The following is a 25,014-nucleotide window of genomic DNA, read 5'->3' on the forward strand; positions in this document are numbered from 1 at the left end:
ATATATATAATCAACTTGTTGGATGATATAAATAATTTCTCACATAAAAATAATTTAAAATATAATAAGTAAAATTCTTATTAATATCAAAACCTTGTCTATAGAAAACCTAGTCATAATAGGCTCAGGACCAGCAGGTTATACAGCTGCCATTTATGCGGCTCGAGCTAACCTCCAACCATTATTAGTAACTGGTTTTACAAGAGGTGGTATACCAGGTGGACAATTAATGAACACAACTTTCGTAGAAAATTACCCTGGGTTCCCAGATGGAATAATGGGTCCGGACTTAATGGACTTAATCAAAGCTCAAGCTCTTAGATGGGGAACTAACCTTTTAGAAATGGATGCAGACTATATAAATATTCAACAAAACCCATTTATAATTAAAACTTCTACAGAAGAAATAAGAACTCATTCTTTAATTATCGCTACTGGTGCAAGTGCCAACAAATTAGGTGTTCCTAACGAGAGCAATTTTTGGAATAAAGGTATTAGTGCTTGTGCAATATGCGATGGAGCTACACCACAATTTAGAAATGAAAGATTAGCAGTTGTTGGAGGTGGAGACTCAGCATGTGAAGAAGCAGTATATCTAACAAAGTATGGAAGCCAAGTTCACTTATTAGTTCGATCCAATCAACTTAAAGCTAGTAAAGCGATGGCAGATCGTGTAAAAGCTAATTCACAAATAACAATTCATTGGGAAACTGAATTAATTGATGTTCAAGGGGATAAATGGATAAAGACATTGAGCGTCAGAAATCTTAAAACTAAAGCCGAAAAAACACTTCAGGCAAAGGGACTTTTCTATGCCATCGGCCATACACCAAATACTGATTTAATAAAAAATCAACTATCGATAAATTCAAATGGTTATATCAATACTCAACCTGGAAGACCAGAAACCTCTGTTGATGGGGTTTTTGCTGCAGGTGATGTTGCAGACCCAGAATGGAGACAAGGGGTTACCGCTGCAGGGAGTGGCTGTAAAGCAGCACTAGCAGCCGAAAGATGGTTAACCGAGAAGAACCTTGCTTCTCTAATTACCAGGAAAAATGTAGATCCAGAAAATGCTGAGAAACAACTTGAGATCAAAACAGCAACAAAAGAAAACTTTAACCCACATGCCTTTTGGCAAAAAGGGAGTTATGCCCTAAGGAAGCTTTATCATGAGAGTTCTCAACCAATTTTAGTAATCTATACATCCACAAACTGCGGCCCCTGCCACATTCTCAAACCTCAACTTAAAAGAGTCATTAAGGAGCTGGAAGGTAAAGTCCAAGCAATAGAAATAGATATAGATTCTGAACATGAAATTGCCAAGCAAGCTGGAGTAACAGGGACTCCAACAACTCAACTTTTCCTTAAGAAAGAGCTAAAAGCTCAATGGCAAGGAGTAAAACAAAGAAGTGTCTTCAAAGAAGAAATAGAAAAGTTTTTGACGTAAAAAGTCTGATTTTTTTATCGCCTTCGAGGACCACCAGGCTTGGCTCCACCCCTATTAGGACGACCTCCTCCTGCACCTGCATTTCTCTCTCTATAAGTTATTCTTCCCCTCGTAAGGTCATATGGACTTATCTCTACAAGAACTTTATCCCCCGCAAGAAGTTTGATTCTAAATTTAGTAAGCTTTCCAGCTGCTCTACATAAGCATTGATGGCCAGCCGGCTGCTCAAGTGTGACTAAATAAAAGCCATTGCCTTGCTCTTTCTCAATAACTCCTGATGTTTCAATCATTCTTGTATTAGTGGATTGGAATACATAATCTTAATTCTATTTAAGCCTACCTTGTTTTTAATAGTTCATCATTAGCAGTTCAAAACCTCTTGGAGCTCTCTAACTGTTTGCAATTGTCCATAGTAATAATTAGCAATAGCCCTCCTATCATTATCTTTCAATCCATCAAAGGCTTCAAATCCTACATTTCTCCAGAGCTGATTTCCACATGCTTTATCAAGCTCTTCAGTTGCTTCAACTGCCATATTTTCTAATCTTCGATTTAGATTCTTAACTTGAACAATTGACATAAAAAATCATCGTCTTGTTTAATAGTACAAACAAACTATTCTTTTTCAAGTAAGTTGTTGGCCATTGCTCAGAAAGGAAGTTTTTTTCTCTGCTCTTTGCTTAAATCAGCTTCCATTTCGCGCAGACGCTTGAGGATGACTCCATAATATTCTTTTATGTAAGATTCCAAATTTGTTGTCAGTGCTGGATCTAAATCAAAATCTTTATAGGTATCTTCCATTGGTGCATCTAGCTTCATACCACTTCCGCTGACATCAGCAAAAGAAAGTCTTTCAGCTACATTTAAAGACGCCTGAAAAAAAGAAACTAATGTTTTAGCGATGGCTATAAGAAAAGGTGAGACTCTTAAAATTTTTGCTTTCTTGTCACTAAAACCCTCGCACAATTTAACGACTTCCTCACTCTTCCATGACTTAGGACCAACCAACGGATAACTTCGTCTAATTGTTTGAGGCCTTTCCAAGGCTGCGACAGCAAAAGCTGCCATGTCCTGAGTATTCATATAAGCAATTTCACTGGCATTACCACTTATCCAGACTGGTTGGTTATCCAAAATAGGTATGGCAAATTGGCCTATTACACCCTGCATAAAAGCCGCTCCTTGCAAAATCGTGAAATCCAAAGAAGATTCCTCTAAAAGTTTTTCAGTGCAATACTTAATATCCATTAAAGGCACATTTCTGAATTGCTCTGCAGCTAAAAGTGAAAGAAAAACAACCCTTTTAACGCCTACAGACTCACAGGCTCTAAAAAGATTTAATTTGCCTTGCCAATCTGTTTCATAAACACTTCTTGGATCATCAGGCCTGCTTGTAGCTGCATCTATTACAGCGTCAATTCCACTCAATGCATACTCAAGATCTTTAGGATTCAATAAATCACCTTGAGTCAACTCACACCCCCATTCTTGGAGGTAAGAAGCTTTTCGAGGTCTCCTGACCATGCATCTAACTTGGATGCCAGAATCAATAGCCTTTTTGGCTATCTGCCTTCCAAGTGTGCCGGTTCCACCAATAATTAAAGCCTTCATCCCTGTGATCATTTCCAGTCAGAAGCTTAATAGCAAGGAGTCAATAAATGTGGGAAAAATCATTTACCCTGAATTTTAAGCAAAAATGCGCCGCCTAAAAGTCCTACAGGAATCAACACCCAAAAGATTGCAGCCGTTCCAAAAATCTCTGAAGCCATTTAAACATTTTTTATCATAATAACCATTTAACCCTCATAGGATATAAAACCCCAAGCTATTGGGCTTAATAGCAATAAATGCTTAATTTAAGAGAGGACCTATTCCATAAGCTCTTTTAGGGAAGTAGCTCCTATAATATTATTAATAAAAAATTTGAAAATAAAAACCTAAAACCAACTTCACCCTAATCCCCCCAGAGCAAGTATCTCATTGGATCCTCATCAAACGAAAGCATCAAAAAATTCTTTTTCTACAGATAATCCCAACTGGGGAAAACACCATTTCTGGAATTGGAATAATTTCTACTGCCATTGGAGAGTGCTGGGATCAACAAACAAACAACCTCTAGTTTTGATACATGGGTTTGGCGCCAGCAGCTCTCACTGGAGATCGAACGCAGATTTCTTTGTTCAAAAAGGTTTTCGAGTTTATGCATTAGATCTAATTGGATTTGGGAAATCAGAGCAACCAGGACCAAACAAAATCAAAAAGTTGGATAATTATTTTTGGTCTATGCAAATAGCTGCATTTCTTCAAAACATTGTTGAAACTCATAAAAACGGCAAGGCAATACTTTTGGGTAATTCACTTGGCGCTCTTACTGCCATAACAACTGCAGCGTTTTATCCAGAACTTGTTGGCCCAGTAATTGCAGAGCCTTTACCTGACCCAGCTTTAATTAATAGCAATAATTTCAAATCACCTCATTGGTTTTTATTAATTAAAAAAAATCTACTGAATATTTTTTTCAGACTCTTTCCTTTAGAGCTATTAATTCCTTTAATTGTTAAATCTAATCTAATTAACTTAGCTCTACAAGCTGCATACTATAACTCTATAAAAAAAGACAATGAATTAAAAAGAATTGTTAGTGAACCGGCCAAAAGGAATTCTGCACCAAGAGCTCTTAGAGCTATGTGTATTGGCATGGCAACAAGAAATAAAGAGCACACTGCCCCTTTTTTATTAGATCGAATTAATTCAATGCCAAATCACTCGCCCATTCTTCTTGCTTGGGGTAGAGAAGATAAGTTTGTACCTCTTCGCATTGGACAGGGACTAAAAAATCAATACCCTTGGCTGGATTTATTTATTTTAGAAAATACAGGCCATTGTCCTCATGATGAATCATCTAGAAACTTCAATAATTACATTTTAAATTGGTTGAAAAATCATTTGGAAGGATATATACAATAAGAACCATGAAGCATACTCTTTCAGTTCTAGTTGAAGATCAATCAGGTGCTCTTAGCAGAATATCTGGGCTATTTGCTCGAAGAGGCTTCAATATTGATAGCCTTGCTGTTGGCCCTGCAGAAGCTCCTGGAATATCCCGTTTAACAATGGTAGTGGAGGGTGACGATAGAACTCTGCAACAAATGACAAAGCAATTAGACAAGTTGGTAAATGTTCTCAATGTAATAGATCTAACAACATTACCTGCAGTTGAAAGAGAGTTAATGTTGTTAAAAGTTTCAGCGAATAATGAACATAGATCAAGCATTCTAGATCTAGTTCAGGTTTTCAGGGCAAAAGTTGTTGATGTTTCAAACAATGCCCTTACCTTGGAGGTAGTAGGTGACCCTGGAAAGCTTGTAGCCCTTGAAAAGCTTTTAGAGCCTTATGGGATTCTTGAAATAGCACGAACAGGGAAAGTAGCATTAGAGCGAGCTTCAGGGATCAATACAGAACTTTTAAAGTCATCTTCAAAAAGCAAAAATCTACCTAGCTGAAAATATACTTTCAATTAATTTCTTATTCTTTTAATACTTAAAATAACATCGCCTTCTTCTATTAAATCAATAACATTCATTCCTTTGACAACTTTACCAAATACTGAGTATCTACCATCAAGCTCTGGCAAATCCTTTAGGGCAATATTAAACTCCATATTTGCTGAATTTAGTCCAATTGATCTAGCCATAGACAAAGAACCTCGTCTATGAGTTAAAACAATGCGCTTGAAATCATCACTCATAAAGATAAGTTCATTGTAACGTGGTATATCTTCTCCTCTGATTTTTATTTCTAAAGGTATATTCTTTAAAGCTATGCTTTTATTATTAATATAACTTTGATTTTCTAGCTTAGCATCAAGATCTAAATTATATTTATGTCCTTGATATCCTCCTCTAACTATATAAGGAAAAGGGTCCTTTATGACATTATTAAAATAACTTCCATCATATAAGCTTCTATCAACTAAAGAAAGAAAGTTAGTAGAGGTAAGTGGAGCAGATTTACCATCTAATTGCAAAACTACTTCACCTCTATTTGTTATCATTTGCACATTTATTATTTGATCTATGCATTTATTACCTTCTTTCAAACAAAAGTCTTTAGATGTTTTCCTTACAGGGACAGCACATCCAAAAACACTTAATAGAGATAATAATCCAATAAAGTATTTAAGGATGAAAACTAACCTCATGAATTTGGTATGAATTTTCTCACTCTAATTTGACAAGCCTTCTAAGTTTACTTTTAAGAACCTAGCTAATTCTGCACCCTCCTGTTCTAACATCAAAAGAGGCTGGGGACCCCCAACTGGACTAATTGGCAGATCATTCCTACCTTTCAGTCTTAAACAAATTCTTCTTCTAGGATTAAAGCCTTCTCTAATCTCCAACTTAACTGCCTGAATTTCTTCAATTGATACTTGAACAACAATTTCCTTGAAAAAACCTTGCCTGGAAATAGAAAGAACACCTTTCTCTTTATCAAATCGATTAAAGCCAGAACCATAATCAACTTTAATTAATGCCCACAAATAAGCTGCAATAGAAGTTCCTAAAACTCCATAAAAACCCATGAACAAGCCTTGTGGCACAAATATCAATGTCGCCGCATTGCCCAAAGGCAAGAAATCTTTGCCGAAATAACTTGATAGCGCAGCAAGAGAAAAACCAATCCCTCCGATTGTTAAAAGTGTTGCAACTATGTAATTAGAGTTTTTCCTTGAACCTTTAACAATTTGTTCAAGAAATTTTTCAGAAGGCTCCACCGTATTAAGGGAGGGTTGAAGATCGGCTGACATAACTGTTCACAACTGAAAGTATTGTCTAATAAACAGGCCGAAAAAACATAAAAAGGTATTTCTTTGTTTGATTCGCAATACAACAACGGATTTCATCTGATAAAAATTTCCCCCGTCTTGCCTTGGTAATTGTTAAAGTCTCGGGCGTATCCCAAAAGCTCAGCAACGTTGCTCTCATGACGATAGCTGTTGGTAGCGCCCAAGAAAGAGGATGGTTTGACGTCCTTGATGACTGGCTTAAGCGCGACCGATTCGTATTTGTTGGTTGGTCTGGTCTTCTTCTCTTCCCTACTGCCTATTTGGCTATAGGTGGATGGTTTTTAGGCACAACTTTCGTAACTTCCTGGTACACACATGGTGTTGCCAGCTCTTATCTAGAAGGATGTAATTTCCTCACTGCTGCTGTTAGTACTCCTGGCGACGCCATGGGTCACAGCCTTTTGTTCCTATGGGGACCAGAGGCTCAAGGCAGCCTTGTTCGTTGGCTTCAACTTGGCGGACTATGGAATTTCGTTGTTCTACATGGTGCATTCAGCCTCATTGGCTTCATGCTACGTCAGTTTGAAATTGCAAGGCTTGTAGGCATTAGACCTTATAACGCTCTAGCTTTTTCAGCTGTTATAGCTGTGTATTCAGCTTGTTTCCTTATTTATCCTTTAGGGCAACATAGTTGGTTCTTTGCTCCTTCTTTTGGGGTGGCAGCTATTTTCCGTTTCATCTTATTTATACAAGGCTTCCATAACATCACCCTCAATCCATTTCATATGATGGGTGTTGCTGGAATACTTGGTGGAGCACTTCTTTGTGCTATTCACGGCGCAACTGTTCAAAACACCCTTTACGAAGACACTAGTGTCTATTCTGGAGGCAAAGCTCAAAGTACTACTTTCAGAGCTTTTGACCCTACCCAAGAAGAAGAGACTTACTCCATGATCACTGCTAATAGGTTCTGGAGTCAGATTTTTGGTATTGCTTTTTCAAACAAACGTTTTCTTCACTTCCTAATGCTCTTCGTGCCTGTTATGGGCATGTGGTGCGCCGCAATTGGCATCGTTGGTCTTGCTCTTAACTTAAGAGCTTATGACTTCGTTAGTCAGGAAATTAGAGCTGCTGAAGACCCAGAGTTTGAAACGTTCTATACAAAAAACATACTTTTGAATGAAGGTATGAGAGCCTGGATGTCTTCTGTGGACCAGCCACACGAAAACTTTGTATTCCCTGAGGAGGTACTCCCACGTGGAAACGCCCTTTAATAACCTTTTAAAAGCTCCTAATCAGAGCATTGAGGAAACTGGCTATGCCTGGTATGTAGGCAATGCTCGTCTAATCAATCTCTCTGGAAAACTATTAGGTGCTCATATTGCTCACACAGGACTTATGGTCTTTTGGGCTGGAGCAATGATGCTTTATGAGGTGAGCCATTTCACCTTTGACAAGCCTATGTGGGAGCAAGGTTTAATCCTTCTTCCTCATGTAGCCATGTTTGGCTATGGAATAGGCCCTGGCGGAGAAGTAGTAGATATAATGCCTTATTTCCAAGCTGGTGTTATTCACCTTGTTTCATCAGCAATTCTTGGATTCGGTGGGATTTATCACTCTCTCGCAGGACCTGAAAAATTAGAAGAAGAGTTTCCATTCTTTTCAACTGATTGGCGTGACAAAGATCAAATGACAACCATTCTAGGTCGTCATTTATGTGTTCTTGGTCTTGGTGCAATAGCTTTTTCTATCAACTGGCAATTCCTAGGAGGTCTCTATGACACTTGGGCTCCAGGTGGTGGTGAAGTGCGCTTAATTACACCTACAACTGATCCAGGGATTATCTTTGGATATCTTTTCCAAACCCCATGGGGAGGAGGAGGCAATATGGTTGGTGTTAATTCAGTCGAAGACATAGTTGGTGGCCACTATTACCTTGGAATAATTGAACTAATAGGTGGTCATTTCCATATGCAAACAAAACCATTCGGCTGGGCTCGTAGAGCTTTTATTTGGAATGGTGAAGCATTACTTAGTTATGCGTTAGGTGGATTATGTGTTGCAAGTTTCTATGCTTCAACCTTCGTTTGGTTTAACAACACTGCCTATCCATCTGAGTTTTATGGCCCAACAAATGCTGAAGCTTCACAGGCCCAAAGCTTTACATTCCTTGTAAGGGACCAAAGGATTGGAGCAAATGTTGGAACAACTATGGGTCCAACTGGTTTAGGTAAATACCTAATGCGTTCACCTACTGGAGAAATTATCTTTGGTGGAGAAACTATGCGTTTCTGGGATTTCCGTGGACCATGGCTTGAGCCACTAAGAGGAGAGAATGGATTAAGTCTTGACAAAATCCAAAATGATATTCAGCCTTGGCAAGTGCGTCGAGCTGCTGAATATATGACTCATGCACCTAATGCTTCTATCAACTCTGTTGGTGGAATTATTACTGAGCCCAATGCGGTTAACTTCGTTAATCTTCGCCAATGGCTAGCATCAGCTCATTTCTTCCTTGGTTGGTTTACCTTTATAGGCCATCTTTGGCATGCCGGTAGAGCAAGAGCAGCTGCAGGTGGTTTCGAAAAAGGTATTGATCGCAAAACTGAGCCTGCGCTTTCCATGCCTGACTTAGACTAAAGAAAAATAATTTTTCTTTCATAAAAAAAGCCTCCATTAAACATGGAGGCTTTTTTTATGCTTTTTTAAACCCAAAATCAATTCCAGCAATTGCTAAAGCATTTCTCAACCAAGGGAGACTAAGTCCTATAACATTGCTATAACAGCCTTCTATACTCTTAATATAAAATGCCCCTTTTCCTTCTAAAGCAAAACAACCTGCACAATTCATTGGTTCTTTAGTTCTTACATAATCTTCTATTTCAGCATGAGTTAATTCAGAAAAATTTATTTTTGTACTTATCACTTCTTGAATTACACCTTTGAAATCACAATTTAGAAAGTTTTTTTCAGCAGTTTTCCGATAAAGCAAACAATGACCTGTGTGAAGAATTCCTGTTTTGGCTGACATTAATTTCCAACGTTGAATGGCTTCTTGATCATCCTTTGGCTTGCCAAAAACATTACCTTTAAATTCAAATAAAGAATCACATCCTAAAACTGCTTGAAATTTGGAGTTTTCTTCATCTTCTAGCAGGATTTTTGAAGAAACGAATTGAGCTTTTGCGATAGAAAGCTCTTTTACCAAGCTTTTAACATTTGAATGCTTAAACCTGTTCTCGTCAACTTGACTTACTATTACTTCAAAGTCAATACCTAATTGATTGAGTAATCTTCTTCTGGCTTTAGAAGCAGAGGCTAGTATCAACACAAAACCAAATGAATGGAATTAATTGATAAGCATATTATTAATCGAAGCACTAGAGCAATAAAGTGTCTTCCTCTAAATTCAGACTTCTATAAAGACGTGAAAGTTTCTGGTTTGTCAGCAGAAAAAGTATTGGAAATGAAAGATAAGTATATTGAAAGACCTCTGTTTCAAATAAGCAAATCAGAGAAAATAGAAAACAACTTCTTGTGGCTTATAAAAATTGGAGTTCTCAGGAGAGAGGTTGATGGCCAGGGACTAACATCAAAAGTTAGACTTACTCCTCTAGGCAGAATCATTCTCGAAAAGAACCCTAATATTGCTAATCAAAAAGCCACCCCTTTTGAATTATTCAGCAATTGGGTTTTTCGTAAGTTATTGAACACGTGAAAAAAGACATTCCCAATTCAGTCATGGTGCTTGGGACCTCTAGTGGAGCGGGTAAATCACTTATGGTAACAGCAATATGCAGGCTACTCCTTAGGCAAGGCAAAACTCCAATTCCTTTTAAAGGCCAGAACATGAGTAATAATGCATGGGTTGATAATAATGGTGGAGAAATGGCATATTCACAAGCAGTTCAAGCATGGGCCTCAGGACTTGAGCCAATTTGTTCTATGAATCCTATACTTTTAAAACCACAAGGAGACTGCACAAGCGAAATCATCCATAAAGGCAAAAGTGTTGGTATATCCTCAGCATCTGAGTATTACGAAAACTGGTTTATTTCTGGATGGGAAGTGATACAAAAAGCTATCAAAGAGCTATCAAATTCATATAAAGATAGCTTTTTTGTAGTTGAAGGCGCAGGGAGTCCAGTAGAGATAAATCTTCAACATAAAGACTTAACCAACCTAAAGCTAGCTAAATACTTAAATGCCAAATGCATATTAGTTGCAGATATAGAAAGAGGAGGAGTGTTTGCCCAAATCATAGGAACACTTGCACTATTAAAACCAAGCGAAAGGAGCTTAATAAAAGGAATAATTATAAATAGATTTCGTGGTGATATTGCCTTATTTAATGAAGGTCGCAAGTGGCTTGAAAAAGAAACAAAAATACCAATATTAGGAATCATGCCTTGGTTAAATGAAATATTTCCCGCAGAAGACTCAATGGATTTGATAGAGATGAAGAGAACTAAATCAAATACTGAAATAGAAATAGGAGTAATAAGATTACCCTCTATTAGTAATTTTTCAGATCTTGAACCCCTAGAAGCAGAATCAACTGTACAAATAAAATGGATTGAAGTTGGAGAGGATATTGGTAATCCTGATGCATTAATAATCCCAGGCAGCAAACAAACAATCAAAGACTTGAAAAATATTTATTCAAAGGGCCTTCATAAGCAAATCAAATCTTTTGCAGAGTCTGGGGGGTATATTCTGGGAATTTGCGGAGGTCTTCAGATTCTAGGTAAAACTCTTGAAGACCCATTAGGTCTAGAAAGCACAATATGCTCTAAATATCAAGGTCTTGGATTGCTCCCAATAAATACAACTTTCAATTCAAATAAATTTTTATCTAAGAGAAAAGTTGTAACTAATTGGCCTGCAAAATCAAAAGTTAATGGGTTTGAATTACATCATGGTAAAAGTAATGCTATTGAAGAAAGCACCCAAAAAGCTCAGCCTATTTTTCGCGACTCAACATTAGGGTGGATAAGCGGCGAAAAAGACACATTAAATATTGCAGGAATATATTTGCATGGGATTTTTGACAATGGTGAATGGAGAAGGCTTTGGTTAAATGAAATTCGCAAAAGAAAAGGATTGAAAGAATTGCCGATCACATTTACTAATTACACTGAAAAAAGGAATCATGTAATAGATCTATTAACAGATGAATTCGAAAAGCATGTAAATCTTAACTCTATATTCAATAATGAAGTCTGAAGCTTTAGAGATTGTATGGCCAAATGGAGCAAGGTCTAAAGTCATTCCAGGATCAGACTGGCTTCTTGAGGCTAAAAAAGCAGGCGTAACAATACCCACTGGCTGCTTAACAGGTAGCTGCGGTGCATGTGAGATTGAAGTAAACGGGAAAATAATAAGGGCCTGTATCAACTCAATAGAAAAATCTGATTTTAATAAATTAAAAGTTGATTTTTACTATGATCCCTTTTGGTAAAACAACTTCATTAAAAATAAATAAAGATAGAAAGAATGTATAAATTATAAATGTATGAATAAGAAACAAGCTACGAAGAATACTAAGAAATTATATTTACCACATATCCTTGACTTTTTGTTCATTCTCTTCTTTACGCTTTTCAAGCAATTCCATGCGTCTATCCGACTCATCTTGTTTTGGATCAGCTAATAAATCTATAGAAGAAGGGCATTTCTGCTTGACAAGTTCAATTTGTTGATTGAATTCATTCTTAAAGAAGTCCTTCATTTCCTTCCAAGCCTCTCTTTCTTCCTCATTACCTACAGTTCCTTTAATTTGATCCTCCAAAATGGTTTTCACAAAGTCTTTAATCTCTTCATTTGACATCAGCTTCACCCTGCTTTCTACATATACATCCTTTAGAATATCGAGTTGGGATTTGCTTAGATCCTTGTAGCTAATTTCTTGGGTTTTCACAATTCAATATTAGTAGAGATGATGATTTTAATTTCTAGCAGAAAAATCCAGCCAATGAGAAATGCTTCAAAAAAATTATTCATTCTCGTTAAATCGAATTACAAATAAATAAGCTTAATTTTCTATCAGAAAAACTATCTCTGATAAGATAACTTTGCGATGTCATAAGTGCTATAGTTAGCATTATTTTTATATTGACAATGAAAATAGATGTTATTATACCAACTTTAAACTCTTCTAAGACTATAGAGAAATCATTAGAAAGTGTTATAAGGGCAAAATCACATTATGAGTCGATAGAAATCAAGGTTTTAGTAGCAGACGGTGGGTCAGTTGATAATACAAAAAGCATAATAAAAAATTACAAAAACAAGCTTGATATTGCTATAGTTTCAGAATCAGATACTAGTCCAGAAGAAGGAATATCCAAGGCTTTCATAAAATCAACGGGAGACTATACAATAGTAATTGGCTCAGACGATTATATTAGCGAAGACTATTTTCAAGATATGGAGTCTTTTGATGCAACTAAAAAGCAGATATTACTTCCTAAAAGATTTGTAATTCTAAAGAAAGATTTAAATAATAATTTAATTGTAAAAAAAATAAAGTCGCCCAGAAGAAAATTTCTCCATAGATATACTGTTCCATTACCAGGTTTTGGTTGGATTGGGAGAACTGCTTATTTGAAAGAGTTTATCAAGAGTAGAAATGATAAGCTTTTCACAAAAAATTATGAAATAGCATCTGACAGTGAATTGTTTGTCGACCTGATAAATGCAGGTTGGGAATACAAAGTAATGCAAAATAAAAATGCTAGCTATTATTTTCTTGAAGGCGGCAGAAGCAAAGACTGGATACCTTTATCTTATGAGCAATGTGAAATTGCCTGTAAAAATGTAAAAGGCTTCAACCTAGATATTAAATTGATATATGCTCTTAGAAGAAATTGGTTAAGAATAAAAAGTCGTCTCATTTACAAATAATTATTATGAATATAAGATATTATTTTTTTAAGTTTTAAAAAATATCGATAAGAGATATCAAAGCATAAATCTGTAAGACCATATCTGTTGAACATTTGATTCTCTATGATTTGGTGAGGGTTAATAATCATTTTTCTATACTTAGATATTTTTAAAGAGAAATCGTAGATATCAGAACGACTCATTGTGTTTGGATGAAGGCATACAGTCCATGTACCGAATGGTAAAGATCTAAACCTCCACAATTGCTGCGGTATCCATTTAAATCCAAATCTATAATATGGCCTATAGGAGAATCCATCTGTAATAACTTTTATCTGAGATACAGAATCTAAAGCTGATAAAGTTACCTTGTCAAAAGAATGACAAGGTGCCATAAATAAAACTGGTTTTATATCATTGTTCTCAAAAATATTTAAAGATCTAATTATTTTTTCCTTTTGTTCTCTTAGGCATAAGCCAACAAACTCTGATTTATTATTAAGTGGTAGAAACTGTGTATTTTCTGCATTGACATCATGGCATACATGGTTATAACCATGCAGCGCTATAATCCATCCCTTGGATTGCCACCGCCTAATTATCTCCCAGAAATCATTTATAAGTGGATTATAAAAGTTATCTTTATCCTCATTAAAAGGAATAACTCCTACTATGGGCTTAATAGAATTTTCATCTAATATCCTCTCTATCTCTTGCCAATGACTCTCTTTAAAGGTATGACAAGCATCATCTAACCGTAAAATATATTTAGTCATAGTCTTATCTAAATACCTTGATTAGGTCATAGATAAATAAAATGATATAACCAAGAGCACTAGAAGGCATTAAAGTTGAATATTCTTTAACCTCCTTACCATTAAAACCTAATTTAAACCTATCTATACCTTCCAAGTCATTATTCTTACTTATCCCTCCAAAATCATAAATTGAGAAACCAAGGGATTTAAATTTAACAATTGCATCCCAATGAAGTAATTTATTAGATCTAGCAACTAGATTTCTATCTTTAATTTTATACTCAATATTGCTACATGAATGATAGAGGCGAACCCTTTCTGAATCGTGAATATAACAATGGGCTGTCAAAGGATGCTTTTGGGAACCCTTTAAGCCCGAATAAGCAATAACAAGATTGCCACTTTCTTGCAACAGATATAGTTTCCTTTTATTACTAGTTCTTATCGATCTGCTATTCGCAAATTCATCAAAAAACTTTGAGAAAAGTTCAACATCCTTCTTAGTAGGCTTATCTATAATTACAACCTCAAGGCCATCCTTGTTTTTCGAACGATTAATTTCATACCTATAATTTTTTTTCATTTTTGACCAAATGGAATCAAGATCTCTTGAAAGATCGATAATCAATGTATTAAAATTGAATGATTTTTTTGTAATAAAGCCAGATTGAATAAAAACCAGAATATCTACTGAATCTTTTTTAATTACTTGAATATGAGGCAAGTCCTTTAGAAAATAAACCTCAGAAATTCTTATAGTAAAAAAGTTTCTTTTAATTATTATCATTATTCTTTATAGTTGATAAAGCCATAGATTAGGCAAGAGCTTGAGTATAGCTTAATTGTAAAGCATTATCAGAAAAGGAATAAAAGCAATGCAGCGAAGTAGACATAAAAGACTGACAAAGCATTTAACCGAGTTTTGTTAGAGTGATACTGCTTCTTCGATTCTCGTAAAAGTGAAAGAATCAAACATGTGCAAAGAAATTGCATCCAATGGAGCGGGTTGCTTATAGCAAATATCAACTGATACCAAAATCCATACTCATTAACTTTAATCAAGAAAATAAAAATTATTAGAAATAGAAATGCTAAAGAACGAACTTGAACAATATTCTTTTTATCCATAGCCCAATTAATTAAACGATCAAAAAATGCTCTTAATTTCCTCTGTAAATTATCCACGATTTTAAAATAATAGGAATACAATTTGTACTATAGGATAAAATAAACATTTTGTCCCCTTCAAGGAAATTGATTTATATTAAACTAGTAAATAAATATTATATTTTTATATCTAAAATTAAAATATGTTCTTTCCTCTATGTATACTTAAAGTTGCATGAATCATTAAGGCCTTCTTTTAATATGCCAAACCATGTTATTCATTACATTTAGAAAAATGGCTTTAAATGAGGTTACTAAGATTTTCACAAAATAATCAACATGAAATCAATCCTTCTAATTATTATTTTTGCAATGCTTTGGTCTAGCCCTGGCCTACGAGAAAGTACCGCTAATTTTTTGCGTATTACAGCTAATATTCTTTCTCCTACAGAGCAAAATGAAGATGAGTTGGAATTTCAATTTAAATTACCTTTTAAGAACAAGATTGATTCTCAAGACCAATAAATCAATTAGTAAAGCTTGTAACCATGGTCAGCATAATATGATTCAACATCAATCTATTGCTTTACATCTAGGTAGAATCGACTAGAGAAATGGTTTAGTTATATATAACCTATTTTTTCACTATGGAGAATTACCTTATACATACAGAATGGTCAGCTCCTTTAAATTTACCTGCGCCTGCTTGGGGAGTTCTGACATTAGTAGGATATTTTCTTTTCTGGCGAGTAGCTCAAAGGAGGTAAATCTATTACTTTCTTGTATCCTCCAAGTATGCAGAGCTTAAGATTTAAAATAGCTCCATTTGCGAAGTTGGCCTATCTTTTTTATCTATCTTCCATTCGGCTGAACTCCAAATACCTAGCATAGGTTCTAATGCTCTTAGTTCAAATAAGTCTTTAACGGAAACCAACCAATCTGCTTCTAATCCATTAGGAATAATTACTGGCATACGATGATGAAGTGGTTTTATCAATTCATTTGATTGGGTAGTTAAAACACAACAGCTTTCAAGCTCACTGCCATCAGATGACATCCATCGACTCCAAATTCCACCTAACCAAAAAGTTTTCAGGTCTTTCCTAGATATAATAAAATCTTTTTCAAAAAACCCATTTGCTGGGATAAGACACCTTTTGTATCTCCAACTACTCCTAAATATTTTTTTTTCAGAAACAGTTTCAGACCTAGCATTAAATGGTCTAGGTATATTTTCTTCAAAAGGGCTTTTAGCCCATTCTGATATATAGCCCCATATCATTAGTGCTGATGATATTTTACCTTCATTTTTTACTACCAAAACAGGGTCTGAAGGTCTAATTAATTCTTGTTTTGCATAATTTTGTTCAAAACCTTTTGGCAAGTTTTTTTTCAAGATAGTGGGTAGCTCTTTAAATTCAGTTGTCAGCTTATATCGTCCACACATAATGAAGAAGAATATGATAAAGATCCAAGTTGTCTAAAAAGTTATTTGAGAGTCAACAGGGAATGGGAGGTTTGCTCTTGCATTTAATTGACCTAGTTCAATACATACTGACAATCCAGTTATGTTTTTCCCGTCTTCAGCAAGTATTTCGGCCAAGCATCTTGCTGTTCCACCAGTAGCAATCAAATCATCAACAATAACGAAGTTTTTATAATTTTCTATGGATTTCTTCTGTATGCAAAGAGAATTACTCCCATATTCGAGCTCATAAGACTTTTCCAAAAGTTCACCTGGTAATTTACCAGGCTTTCTTGCTATGACCATTGGCTTAGACAACTTCATAGAGATTGCTGATCCGAAAATAAATCCTCTAGAATCTATTGCAATAATTGCATCTGCATCATCATAGAGCTTAGATCTCGACATGCTTTCTATAACGTCTGAAAAGGTCTGAGGGTTTTGCAAAAGAGGAGAAATATCCCTAAAAAGAATTCCTTGCTTAGGGAAGTCAACATAATCGGAAATAAAGTTTTCTAGGTTATTAGTCACAAAGAATTTATTAAAGGTTAGAAATGTTCTCTTTAATATATTTGATTATTAGATTCAGAGTCATTTATATATTCAGATGTTGCTTAATGCTCAAAGTATATTAACAACTATTTAAACTGAATAAACTACTTTAAAATTGAGTAATACTTCTTATTTTATTATCAATAAGAAGCTTTTTCATATTTGTTATTGGGACATTGAAAATCATCATATCAGTCAGCAAAAATATATCTTTGGTTCAAAAGCAAGAAGAAGATATTCTTAAAAAGCATTGAGTTAGAGTGAAAGTGTTTTTTCGAAACAACAATCAAGAAGATATCTATCGCAAGCAATAAGAACTCTCTTCAAAAATATTTAGAAAAACGCATCATTTTATTTTAGCCAACGCTTACTAATAAGAGGGAGCTTAGGCTCAGATATAGGCCCTGGCTTGGAACTGGCAATCCAAGATTCATAACAAGAATCCCAAGTCAAATCTATACATGTGCTCTTGTCAGTTTGGATTATTTTAAATGGCATTGAAGAGACTATAGAGATCATTTAAGTGGAGCCAATAGACGCTATCACTATAGTACACACTTACTACTAGATAGCAATAGAGGATCTTGGCGAAATTGATCTAGCTTCCTAGCTGGAATAAATGTCTAATTAGAAATCGCCATGAAAGAATGGCTTTATTTAATAAAGAGTAATAGCATTTATTAATTTTCTTTATTCATATTTATAATTCGAGAAAAGATATTTATTGCTTAAGGAGGATATTTTGGGAAAGAAGCTTAAACCGTATCAAGCTAATCATCCGATGACCCGGTATCCTGTCCAGTCTGGTTCCATAGCATCATGCCTGCCTAACGAATCATATTTCAAGGAAACTGAATAATCCTGCAAGCAGTCAATCAAAGCATGATTATCTTTGTGAATTTTATTTACCGATTGAGTCCATTTGAAGCATGCTTTTTTTTTAGCAATTTGTATAGTTGGGGCCACTACTAATTCAAAGTGATGATGTTCAAGCATGTCAGATGGCCTATATCCTCCAAAATTAAGGAACCAGAGCCTATTAACTTCAGGAGTAGCAACGTTATTTGATTTCACCAGTGAAACTCTAAAGCCATTTACAAATTTAATTAACTTGTAGCTATCTAGATGAAGCCCTTGAGATATTCCTATCCATTCAGATTGCAACTGCGGAAAAGTGGCCTCAATTGTTTCACCTATAACCCAACGCACATCATGCATTTCTACATTTCCACCCAATATTTTTCCTCCTAATACCACAATAAAGAGATTCATTTAAAAATTTCATTAAAACTTCACTCTAATGATGATTGATAATTATTTATTTTGTTTAACTCTAGTATTCATCGTATTGTTTTTGTGAATTAATTCTTTAACTTTTTTGCTATTTCCTTAGTTATTTTACTTGGTATACCTTGGATCTCCCATTACACTTTCTAACAGCCCATTCAATCGGAGATTTTATGCTTTCTTGTTCAACACATATAGTTTGATAATTAGCCCATTTAGCAACTGGTCGCAAACTCAGAGCAATTAATAAAAAGCTTAAAGCACATATCATCAAAGCAAAGCCAAGATAGATTTTAATCCAATCGAATTTCATTTTTTCTCTAGCTCCAATAATAAAATTTTAAATGAAAGAAGAGCAATTAGCACTAATAATAGTTTCATGAACTGTTTTTTGCAGTCATATTCATTGATTTTTAAAAAGCATTCTTATATCTTGCCTATCTAATTGATTACATTGATTAGATAGAGCCTCCTTTTGATTCGAAGACTTGATAAATCAGTATTAAAAGCGCGACACTTAAATATATAAGAAAAAATTTTCAAATGCCTTCTTTAGTTAATTTACTGCTTTACCTACTTGGAGGAGCAGCTTTGGGGACTCTAATGCTTATTACTGGTATCCCCGCTGGTCCACTCTTAGGAGCTATTTTAGGAGCAGGGTTGTTAAGCATTAGTGGTCAACTTGAAATTGCCAATTGGCCTTTAGGTACAAAAACTTTACTCGGAATAGCTATTGGAACAGTTATAGGAACAGGTATTAATAGAGAAACCCTGGGAGAATTGCAATCACTATGGAAACCTGCTTTAGTTATAACTTTTACTCTTTTAATAACTGGAATTCTTGTTGCATTATTGATTAGTAAGTACCTAGGCGTAGATAAAGTTGTTGCAATATTAGGCGCTGCCCCTGGGGGTACTATAGGCATGAGCCTTGTTGGAGCAGAATTTGGTGTTGGTGCGGCTGTTGCCGCTTTACATGCAGTCAGATTAATAACCGTTCTTTTTTTGATACCTACAATAGTAAATTTACTTGATCCAGGTAGAGGCATTGGCATCCCTAAATAACGTCTGAAACGGTCTAACTAAATGCTTCAATGTTATTCATACAAAAATCAACTATTAATTGTTGGTATTCAACTCATAGGGATCCAGATTTTTAAAACCAATTATTACTGGTAAGAATCTTCTTTAGTTAATCTGATCAATAGCTTACATTTGGAAGATTTTGTTAATGGGAGGGACAACAAAAGATTGTTTAGCTAATTTATAAGAAGTTTCATTACGGAGGTGATCCATTGTCGTATCTACCGATCGGTCAAAAGTCAATGGGAAGCAAAAAAATTGACTACTCAATGACTCCTGCCTTGAAAGGTTTCATCATTAATAGGTTTATATAGATTCTCATTTAGACCTATTAAAAAAGGAGCTGGTTACAATGTATCCAGCTCCTTTTTATATACATAGCTTCATATCAGAAACAATCAGTGCTTAGAATATGCGTTCCTTCATCCCTTCCCTTGATTTTGATTGTTTTTTACACAGTTTAAAGCAGGACTGCTCTTTATCCTCTGAGCTCATCAATTTCATCAAAAGCATCGGAGAATTCTCAATCGTTACTAAAATTGCCTTTTAGGCCAGCTATTTAAGCTTCTTATGCAAGAAAGAGATTAGTCCATTGAATTCTTCTACCAAGACTAAGGAGCCAATAAATAAGAAGAGGTAAGTATTGATAAATTTCTTATATCAAAAGAAAAGTGACGATTTTTCATACTCCTTGGATTCCCCTTCTAATTGAGGATTAAATCCTAAGATAAAGATATATTTAAAAACCTTGTTATTTTACCCTTGCCTAATTTGTTACCTAGGCGTATCTTTGTAGCAAGATATACTGTAAAAAGTTGCCAAAACAGCAATCAAAATTAATTTCTGTCCCTTGGGACTCAGCGAAAGAGAGTCGAAAGTCCTGGACTTTAAAGAAAGGTTCAGAGCAAGTTAAGTTTAGCAGGTGTCCAATGGACAACAGCTCTTTCAATATTCAAAAAGATCAAGAAAGGGTTCTTACTCTTCAATCATTTCAAGCAAGGGATACCTACAGGAAATTAATAGAGAATGGCTATAAACTTGGACGCTAATCCATTTAATATAATTTTAAAAGGGAAATATTCAGTTATTTTTGCTTGCAAGGGTTCAGAATTTGACTTTACCAATATTAGAATTAAGAAAAGTTCTAAAAAAGGATAATGTAGGAAAACTAGGTTTCTCAAAAATTTCAACTATCAAAAACAATCAAATAATATGAGATAAATCTCTTTCAAAAGATGATTGTCATCTAATATCATCTGCACTAATCAGTATAGCCATCGTCGTCTTGAGAATGAATTCTGTGAGGAGTATTGCCTGTCTGCTCATACCAGGGATGCACAAATGCCTCTTTATCAGAGTAAACTTCACTCTTTAATTCATCTAACAAGGATTCAAGGCCTTGAATAATCCTCTTTAGATTTCTTTTTTCCATTATTTAAAAGAATATCTTTTATTATTCTAATAACCTTAATTAATCTTCTTCTACATATTTACTGATAATTTTTCAATTTAATTATATTTTTACTTTTACAGGAGAAAGTCTTTAGAGATATTTAGGAGTCTCATTCAACAAGTCACAAAAGAGGGGTGAAGCATAGACATCAAAACCTGACTAGGAAAAACTGTTTTATAGACAAACAAAGTCGGAGGAAGAACTGTTCAAATTGGTTCAGCATGTGATTATTATAAAAGTCCTTTAGCCGTCTCTCAAATTACATTCATATTAAAAGCTATTTCAAAATTCAACCTTTGACTTTTCAGATTCTGGACTTTTAAAAAAGCAATAAAGTTTTTTAGAATGCCATATTTAAATTTCTTTTAGAACTCTCAAGAAAACCTTAGCTATTGAATCAATATTTTCAAATGTAAAATGGGTAGGCAAGCGAAGATCGAAAACCTCTGATAAATATCTTTTAGTATTTGGTAGCTCAACATTATCTAAATTAAGAAATTTCCAGTTTTGATATAATCTTGCATTTGTATTATTTTCGCCTCCGAAGTAACTTATTGGAATACCGGATTTGTTTAAATCAAACTTTAATTTATTATACAAATTATCTTTTATTTTTATACGCATTTGAACAGAGTCTCTTACAGGTCTAATTTGTATTTGATTCTTTGGAAAATCAATTGATTTATTAATAGAGAGTGCTTCTACAAATTGAGTATAATTTCTATTTACATGCTTAATTCTTAACTCTATACCTTGTATCTGTGGAATAGCTAATGCTGCAACAATATTACTCATTCGAACATTAAATACAGGTAATTTGTTTTTATATTTATCTGCAATATCTAGGTTTTTAGAAGAATGTAGAGTGTAGTTTGACTCGTATGATCCAGACATGAATACTGCCTTCCAAAACAAATCAGGATCATTAGTTACTAAAACACCGCCTTCTCCAGCATTAATAATTTTGTATGACTGTAAAGAATAAACTCCAGCCAATCCAAAGGTACCTGCATGTTTACCATTCCATGTAACACCTAAAGCATGAGCTGCATCTTCAATTAAACAAATAGAATGTCTTTTACAGATTCTCACAACTTCATCCATATCACACAAATGGCCTCGCATATGAGATAAGAGAAGGTATTTAGCACCTGAGGAAATTATTTTCAATTCCAAATCGTCTAAATCAATAACATATTGTTTAGTAATATCTACAAGGATCGCTTCAGCACCACATTGAACAACTGCACTAGGTACTGCAGTAAAAGTAAATGCTGGGATAAGTACCTTTGACTTAGAGCTTACGCCAACAGCTTTTAAAGCTAAAAAGATTGCATTAGTTGCAGATGAAACACCAAGTGCAAAATCTATATTTAAATACTCAGAGATGATCTTTTCAAAAATATTTACAGGGCTCTCTTCGTCCTTATATTGATATCTAAATAGTTTTTTAGAGCTAATAACCTTTTGGATAGAGGGGTCTACCATTCCTACATCCAATTCAGCTTCCCAAGAAATCTTTTCTATTTTCATAAATTAATACTATTATTAGTATTAATTTAGCTAAGAAGAAACTATATCTACAGAATTAGAAATAATTTAATCATGATCTTATTATTTTTCTATATTTTAAAGCAATGCTAATTCATCCTTAACAAGAGTATTCAATAAAAAATAATCAAATTCAAACTGCAAAAAGGATAGTAAATATATTTATTAAAAGTTATTATTATAAAAAATTTATTAGTTATCTTGAAAATAAAATCATTTTGATATTCTTCATAGTTTATTCATTATTCCTATGAGTTGCACATGGCATCCACAGATTTCCCATCTTATGTATACCTGAGCAGCCTAATTTTCGAGCCTCTATTTGAGCCCTCGCTCTAGAAGGATAGGCATATATATTTTTTAATGATGAAGCACCAGGATCATCAATTGTTTGTTCAAGAGCTGCACTTTCTGGACTCCATACCTTAAGCCCCATAGTTGTAATTCCTGCTGAAAATATACCCATGCCTACAATAGAGGCATTCACAACGCCCATCGCTACTACCCCTAGAGATACAACTCCCATGGGCACAATCCCAATAGTAATAATTCCCATAGGAACAACTCCTATTGATACTATGCCAAGTGGAGCTATTCCAATGGCAACCTTTTTAGGTTTACTTCCACAATGACTAGGGGCTTCGGAATTATCCAGATCAGGGCTTTTTAGTGACGTCATTTGCGAACTTTACCTAGTGGTTATGTGTATCGTGAATGGAATGATTTTCGCAAGGCATCCAGTGATCCCCCATTTTATGAGAACCTTTGCAATCGAATCTTTTAGCGGCTTTCTCAGCTTCTTCCTTCGTATCAAAAAGAGCAGGAGTAGGACCTTGATTGGTATTAGTTGAACAAGCTATTAAAACAAGCGCTATCCAAGAGAAAACAAGAAAAGATTTATTTGGTAAAAGCATAATTATAGGAATCTTTAGTAAATTTACCTTTAAAAAGACTTAAGAGGGGATAAAAAGACTAAAGGTTTTGTTTTACTTATATAGTCATAGGGATCATGCTAGCTTCACCTTAAAAGACAATGATAGAAACTAAAACGATCGCGTGGATAGGGGGAGGCTTGCTTGTCTTCTTCTTATTTGTGTTTGTTTATGTAATTCAAGTAAAAATTAAAGATTGGAATCAAGAAAAAATATCCCCATTACCATTAGAAGGCTTTTTATCAATAACAAGTTACATAGCTTCATTGTCTGGACTGACAATTATGTTTACGGGTGTTCTGGAAACTTATACATTCTCTCCTTTAAATTCCTTAATAGCATCGCTAATTTTAGCTTTTACAACAGGTTGGCCAATGTGGGGTGTAGTGAAAGGCCTCTTAAAAGATGTTCAGTCAGGAGAATTAAAAGAAATTGTTCCTGGTAAATTCTAAACTAATAAACATAGTCAAATTTTAATTTATTTACTTCTAACTATTAATTAATCCCTTACGCTCTATTCTTTAAATCTCAATAATAAGCTAGAAAAGGAGCCTTTAAATTTAGGCTGGTTTGCTTACAGATTTTTTGGAGAACATATTTTCAAAATAAAGACGATTAATTGACCTAGATTCAACTCCATTTTGTACAAGGAAACCAGCTAGAGCAGCTTGAATCAATCTGTATTGATCCCAATTAGGGTGAGCCTCTATAAACTTTTGCATGGCCTCATTTATAGGCTCAGGAAGCTCAGTTAAAAAACTCACTAGGGAATCAGCATCGCAAGAATTCAAGTCTTTAGTACTTTCTGTGTTTTTGACCTCTTTAATAGTCATCCTTTTATTTCTGAGAGAAACTCTACTTCCTCATATTTTCGATCTTTCGTCAAGCTTAATGAAGCTTATGTTCTAGCATGATCTCATAATGAGATCGATTGCCCTGCAATGGTTTCAAGCAATTTGCCTCTTTTCACTATCAATATGGTTTTAAAATTAAAAAAAGGCTAGTTTTACTCTTTTCTCCACATAAGCCTTTGTTTAATAGAAACGTTATCCTTTAGCTGTGGATAGGGTGTGGAAAAGTCCTCTTTTCGTAGGGGAAAAATAGAAAACCAGATCGATAAGAATAACTAATCTGAGGTATAAGAGTCTCTGTTGGTCTCATTAAATGTTTGCAAAAGGTTGCAAAGTAATATTTCTTTTAAATAAAGAGTTTCTGGCATGAAGGCTTTATTTACAGTAACTTTCGCCCTGTTTTCTTTATTAGTTCACCATTAAGATTAAAGTATGTATAAAGTCCTTTCTGGTAACCATACTAGTCAATTTCATTATTTTTCTTGAAGATTTTGTCAATAATTTGGCCGCCTGAAATAATCAAAGTCTCTACAGAAGGACTCAGTGCAGAGGTTGATTTTAATGAACTCTTTACAGCCTTTTTTGATTCTCTAGCTGTAATAGCATCTAATTCTGTAGTTCGTTCTTCTTCTGGTGCTTTGATTTCTTCAACTAATGAAGTCTCTTCAGTTGAATTTCCCATCGCTTCTATAACTGGCTCTTCTTCTGGTGCTTTGATTTCTTCAACTGATGAAGTCTCTTCAGTTGAATTTCCCATCGCTTCTATAACTGGCTCTTCTTCTGGTGCTTTGATTTCTTCAACTGATGAAGTCTCTTCAGTTGAATTTCCCATCGCTTCTATAACTGGCTCT

33 protein-coding genes are annotated in these 25,014 nt (G+C 34.7%); 13 read left to right on the forward strand and 20 right to left on the reverse strand.

The window, feature by feature from the left end:
* The first annotated feature begins 94 nt into the window (after positions 1-94).
* A complete protein-coding gene (gene trxB / locus EV07_RS05815; RefSeq protein ID WP_081936952.1) occupies positions 95-1,450 on the forward strand; it encodes a thioredoxin-disulfide reductase in 1,356 nt (451 codons plus the stop codon).
* Between the two features lie 14 nt (positions 1,451-1,464).
* Here trxB and infA read toward each other — a convergent pair whose 3' ends face one another.
* The 4 genes from infA to petM all read right to left on the reverse strand — a co-directional run bounded on the left by infA (position 1,465) and on the right by petM (position 3,219).
* Positions 1,465-1,740 (reverse strand): translation initiation factor IF-1, encoded by a 276-nt coding sequence (infA, locus tag EV07_RS05820; protein ID WP_036918074.1) that lies wholly within the window; start codon positions 1,738-1,740, stop codon positions 1,465-1,467.
* Between the two features lie 71 nt (positions 1,741-1,811).
* Complete coding sequence (locus EV07_RS05825; RefSeq protein ID WP_036918075.1) at positions 1,812-2,030, reverse strand: hypothetical protein; 219 nt, start codon at positions 2,028-2,030, stop codon at positions 1,812-1,814.
* A 68-nt stretch (positions 2,031-2,098) separates the two neighbouring features.
* Positions 2,099-3,061: an NAD(P)H-binding protein gene (locus tag EV07_RS05830; RefSeq protein ID WP_036918347.1), complete on the reverse strand. Its 963-nt coding sequence runs from the start codon at positions 3,059-3,061 to the stop codon at positions 2,099-2,101.
* 59 nt (positions 3,062-3,120) lie between these two features.
* Entirely contained in the window at positions 3,121-3,219 is a 99-nt protein-coding gene (petM, locus tag EV07_RS05835) for a cytochrome b6-f complex subunit PetM (protein ID WP_036918077.1), read from the reverse strand.
* A 211-nt stretch (positions 3,220-3,430) separates the two neighbouring features.
* On the opposite strand from petM, the gene EV07_RS05840 reads away from it, so the two are divergent.
* Positions 3,431-4,417, forward strand: a complete 987-nt coding sequence (locus EV07_RS05840) for an alpha/beta fold hydrolase (RefSeq protein ID WP_052043904.1) — start codon at positions 3,431-3,433, stop codon at positions 4,415-4,417.
* A 5-nt stretch (positions 4,418-4,422) separates the two neighbouring features.
* Entirely contained in the window at positions 4,423-4,953 is a 531-nt protein-coding gene (ilvN, locus tag EV07_RS05845) for an acetolactate synthase small subunit (protein ID WP_036918354.1), read from the forward strand.
* A 14-nt stretch (positions 4,954-4,967) separates the two neighbouring features.
* Here ilvN and EV07_RS05850 read toward each other — a convergent pair whose 3' ends face one another.
* The gene (locus tag EV07_RS05850) at positions 4,968-5,651 is read right to left on the reverse strand and encodes a peptidylprolyl isomerase (RefSeq protein ID WP_036918078.1); all 684 of its coding nucleotides are present in this window, start codon (positions 5,649-5,651) and stop codon (positions 4,968-4,970) included.
* A gap of 24 nt (positions 5,652-5,675) precedes the next feature.
* Positions 5,676-6,257 (reverse strand): photosystem I assembly protein Ycf4, encoded by a 582-nt coding sequence (locus EV07_RS05855; RefSeq protein ID WP_052043905.1) that lies wholly within the window; start codon positions 6,255-6,257, stop codon positions 5,676-5,678.
* A 176-nt stretch (positions 6,258-6,433) separates the two neighbouring features.
* Between EV07_RS05855 and psbD the strand changes: the two genes are divergently transcribed.
* Both psbD and psbC read left to right on the forward strand, forming a co-directional pair.
* Positions 6,434-7,510 carry a photosystem II D2 protein (photosystem q(a) protein) gene (gene psbD / locus EV07_RS05860; protein WP_036918080.1) on the forward strand — a complete coding sequence of 359 codons (1,077 nt, stop codon included), beginning with the start codon at positions 6,434-6,436 and terminating at the stop codon, positions 7,508-7,510.
* The gene (psbC, locus tag EV07_RS05865) at positions 7,494-8,876 is read left to right on the forward strand and encodes a photosystem II reaction center protein CP43 (RefSeq protein WP_036918081.1); all 1,383 of its coding nucleotides are present in this window, start codon (positions 7,494-7,496) and stop codon (positions 8,874-8,876) included. The genes psbD and psbC overlap by 17 nt, the downstream gene beginning before the upstream one ends.
* 55 nt (positions 8,877-8,931) lie before the next feature.
* Here psbC and EV07_RS05870 read toward each other — a convergent pair whose 3' ends face one another.
* The gene (locus tag EV07_RS05870; protein WP_036918083.1) at positions 8,932-9,567 is read right to left on the reverse strand and encodes a nucleoside triphosphate pyrophosphatase; all 636 of its coding nucleotides are present in this window, start codon (positions 9,565-9,567) and stop codon (positions 8,932-8,934) included.
* A 12-nt stretch (positions 9,568-9,579) separates the two neighbouring features.
* Here EV07_RS05870 and EV07_RS05875 point away from each other — a divergent pair, with 12 nt between their 5' ends.
* From EV07_RS05875 to EV07_RS05885, 3 genes are read left to right on the forward strand one after another with little or no spacing between them, the layout of a single operon-like run.
* Positions 9,580-9,954 (forward strand): Npun_F0494 family protein, encoded by a 375-nt coding sequence (locus tag EV07_RS05875; protein WP_036918084.1) that lies wholly within the window; start codon positions 9,580-9,582, stop codon positions 9,952-9,954.
* A 23-nt stretch (positions 9,955-9,977) separates the two neighbouring features.
* The gene (locus EV07_RS05880; protein ID WP_036918367.1) at positions 9,978-11,462 is read left to right on the forward strand and encodes a cobyric acid synthase; all 1,485 of its coding nucleotides are present in this window, start codon (positions 9,978-9,980) and stop codon (positions 11,460-11,462) included.
* Positions 11,452-11,697: a 2Fe-2S iron-sulfur cluster-binding protein gene (locus EV07_RS05885; protein ID WP_036918086.1), complete on the forward strand. Its 246-nt coding sequence runs from the start codon at positions 11,452-11,454 to the stop codon at positions 11,695-11,697. The genes EV07_RS05880 and EV07_RS05885 overlap by 11 nt, the downstream gene beginning before the upstream one ends.
* A 96-nt stretch (positions 11,698-11,793) precedes the next feature.
* Here EV07_RS05885 and EV07_RS05890 read toward each other — a convergent pair whose 3' ends face one another.
* Positions 11,794-12,156 carry a DUF7326 family protein gene (locus tag EV07_RS05890; protein WP_036918087.1) on the reverse strand — a complete coding sequence of 121 codons (363 nt, stop codon included), beginning with the start codon at positions 12,154-12,156 and terminating at the stop codon, positions 11,794-11,796.
* A gap of 200 nt (positions 12,157-12,356) precedes the next feature.
* On the opposite strand from EV07_RS05890, the gene EV07_RS09255 reads away from it, so the two are divergent.
* Positions 12,357-13,142, forward strand: a complete 786-nt coding sequence (locus EV07_RS09255; protein WP_052043906.1) for a glycosyltransferase — start codon at positions 12,357-12,359, stop codon at positions 13,140-13,142.
* On the opposite strand, the gene EV07_RS05900 is transcribed toward EV07_RS09255, so the two are convergent.
* A complete protein-coding gene (locus tag EV07_RS05900) occupies positions 13,133-13,900 on the reverse strand; it encodes a DUF2334 domain-containing protein (protein ID WP_052043907.1) in 768 nt (255 codons plus the stop codon). The two genes, EV07_RS09255 and EV07_RS05900, sit on opposite strands and share 10 nt — an antisense overlap.
* Before the next feature lie 4 nt (positions 13,901-13,904).
* A complete protein-coding gene (locus tag EV07_RS05905) occupies positions 13,905-14,606 on the reverse strand; it encodes a peptidoglycan bridge formation glycyltransferase FemA/FemB family protein (protein WP_193742719.1) in 702 nt (233 codons plus the stop codon).
* Positions 14,607-15,328: 722 nt separating this feature from the next.
* Here EV07_RS05905 and EV07_RS05915 point away from each other — a divergent pair.
* Complete coding sequence (locus tag EV07_RS05915) at positions 15,329-15,514, forward strand: hypothetical protein (RefSeq protein ID WP_036918092.1); 186 nt, start codon at positions 15,329-15,331, stop codon at positions 15,512-15,514.
* Positions 15,515-15,800: 286 nt separating this feature from the next.
* Here EV07_RS05915 and EV07_RS05920 read toward each other — a convergent pair whose 3' ends face one another.
* The 4 genes from EV07_RS05920 to EV07_RS05935 all read right to left on the reverse strand — a co-directional run bounded on the left by EV07_RS05920 (position 15,801) and on the right by EV07_RS05935 (position 18,606).
* Positions 15,801-16,436: an SOS response-associated peptidase gene (locus EV07_RS05920; RefSeq protein ID WP_036918094.1), complete on the reverse strand. Its 636-nt coding sequence runs from the start codon at positions 16,434-16,436 to the stop codon at positions 15,801-15,803.
* 33 nt (positions 16,437-16,469) lie between these two features.
* Positions 16,470-16,985 carry an adenine phosphoribosyltransferase gene (locus EV07_RS05925; protein WP_036918095.1) on the reverse strand — a complete coding sequence of 172 codons (516 nt, stop codon included), beginning with the start codon at positions 16,983-16,985 and terminating at the stop codon, positions 16,470-16,472.
* Between the two features lie 795 nt (positions 16,986-17,780).
* A complete protein-coding gene (locus tag EV07_RS05930; protein ID WP_036918096.1) occupies positions 17,781-18,278 on the reverse strand; it encodes a DUF1543 domain-containing protein in 498 nt (165 codons plus the stop codon).
* A gap of 121 nt (positions 18,279-18,399) precedes the next feature.
* Positions 18,400-18,606 carry a hypothetical protein gene (locus tag EV07_RS05935; RefSeq protein ID WP_052043908.1) on the reverse strand — a complete coding sequence of 69 codons (207 nt, stop codon included), beginning with the start codon at positions 18,604-18,606 and terminating at the stop codon, positions 18,400-18,402.
* A gap of 230 nt (positions 18,607-18,836) precedes the next feature.
* Here EV07_RS05935 and EV07_RS05940 point away from each other — a divergent pair, with 230 nt between their 5' ends.
* Positions 18,837-19,358: an AbrB family transcriptional regulator gene (locus EV07_RS05940; protein WP_036918098.1), complete on the forward strand. Its 522-nt coding sequence runs from the start codon at positions 18,837-18,839 to the stop codon at positions 19,356-19,358.
* A gap of 833 nt (positions 19,359-20,191) precedes the next feature.
* Complete coding sequence (locus EV07_RS05945) at positions 20,192-20,425, forward strand: hypothetical protein (RefSeq protein ID WP_036918099.1); 234 nt, start codon at positions 20,192-20,194, stop codon at positions 20,423-20,425.
* Positions 20,426-20,637: 212 nt separating this feature from the next.
* Here EV07_RS05945 and EV07_RS09660 read toward each other — a convergent pair whose 3' ends face one another.
* From EV07_RS09660 to EV07_RS05960, 4 genes are all read right to left on the reverse strand, one after another.
* The gene (locus EV07_RS09660) at positions 20,638-20,808 is read right to left on the reverse strand and encodes a hypothetical protein (RefSeq protein WP_152557561.1); all 171 of its coding nucleotides are present in this window, start codon (positions 20,806-20,808) and stop codon (positions 20,638-20,640) included.
* A gap of 375 nt (positions 20,809-21,183) precedes the next feature.
* Positions 21,184-22,362 (reverse strand): DegT/DnrJ/EryC1/StrS family aminotransferase, encoded by a 1,179-nt coding sequence (locus tag EV07_RS05950; RefSeq protein WP_036918100.1) that lies wholly within the window; start codon positions 22,360-22,362, stop codon positions 21,184-21,186.
* A gap of 253 nt (positions 22,363-22,615) precedes the next feature.
* The gene (locus EV07_RS05955) at positions 22,616-23,059 is read right to left on the reverse strand and encodes a GLTT repeat protein (protein ID WP_036918101.1); all 444 of its coding nucleotides are present in this window, start codon (positions 23,057-23,059) and stop codon (positions 22,616-22,618) included.
* Between the two features lie 13 nt (positions 23,060-23,072).
* Positions 23,073-23,294, reverse strand: coding sequence for a DUF3721 domain-containing protein (locus tag EV07_RS05960; RefSeq protein WP_036918102.1), 222 nt, complete (start codon positions 23,292-23,294; stop codon positions 23,073-23,075).
* 119 nt (positions 23,295-23,413) lie between these two features.
* On the opposite strand from EV07_RS05960, the gene EV07_RS05965 reads away from it, so the two are divergent.
* Positions 23,414-23,764: a hypothetical protein gene (locus tag EV07_RS05965; protein ID WP_036918103.1), complete on the forward strand. Its 351-nt coding sequence runs from the start codon at positions 23,414-23,416 to the stop codon at positions 23,762-23,764.
* 108 nt (positions 23,765-23,872) lie between these two features.
* On the opposite strand, the gene EV07_RS05970 is transcribed toward EV07_RS05965, so the two are convergent.
* Positions 23,873-24,145: a DUF2811 domain-containing protein gene (locus EV07_RS05970; RefSeq protein ID WP_052043909.1), complete on the reverse strand. Its 273-nt coding sequence runs from the start codon at positions 24,143-24,145 to the stop codon at positions 23,873-23,875.
* Positions 24,146-24,623: 478 nt separating this feature from the next.
* Positions 24,624-25,014, reverse strand: a 391-nt coding sequence (locus EV07_RS05975; protein ID WP_206537152.1) for a hypothetical protein, incomplete at its 5' end; no start/stop codon positions are given.

Source organism: Prochlorococcus sp. MIT 0603 (assembly GCF_000760215.1).
Lineage (GTDB): Bacteria > Cyanobacteriota > Cyanobacteriia > PCC-6307 > Cyanobiaceae > Prochlorococcus_E.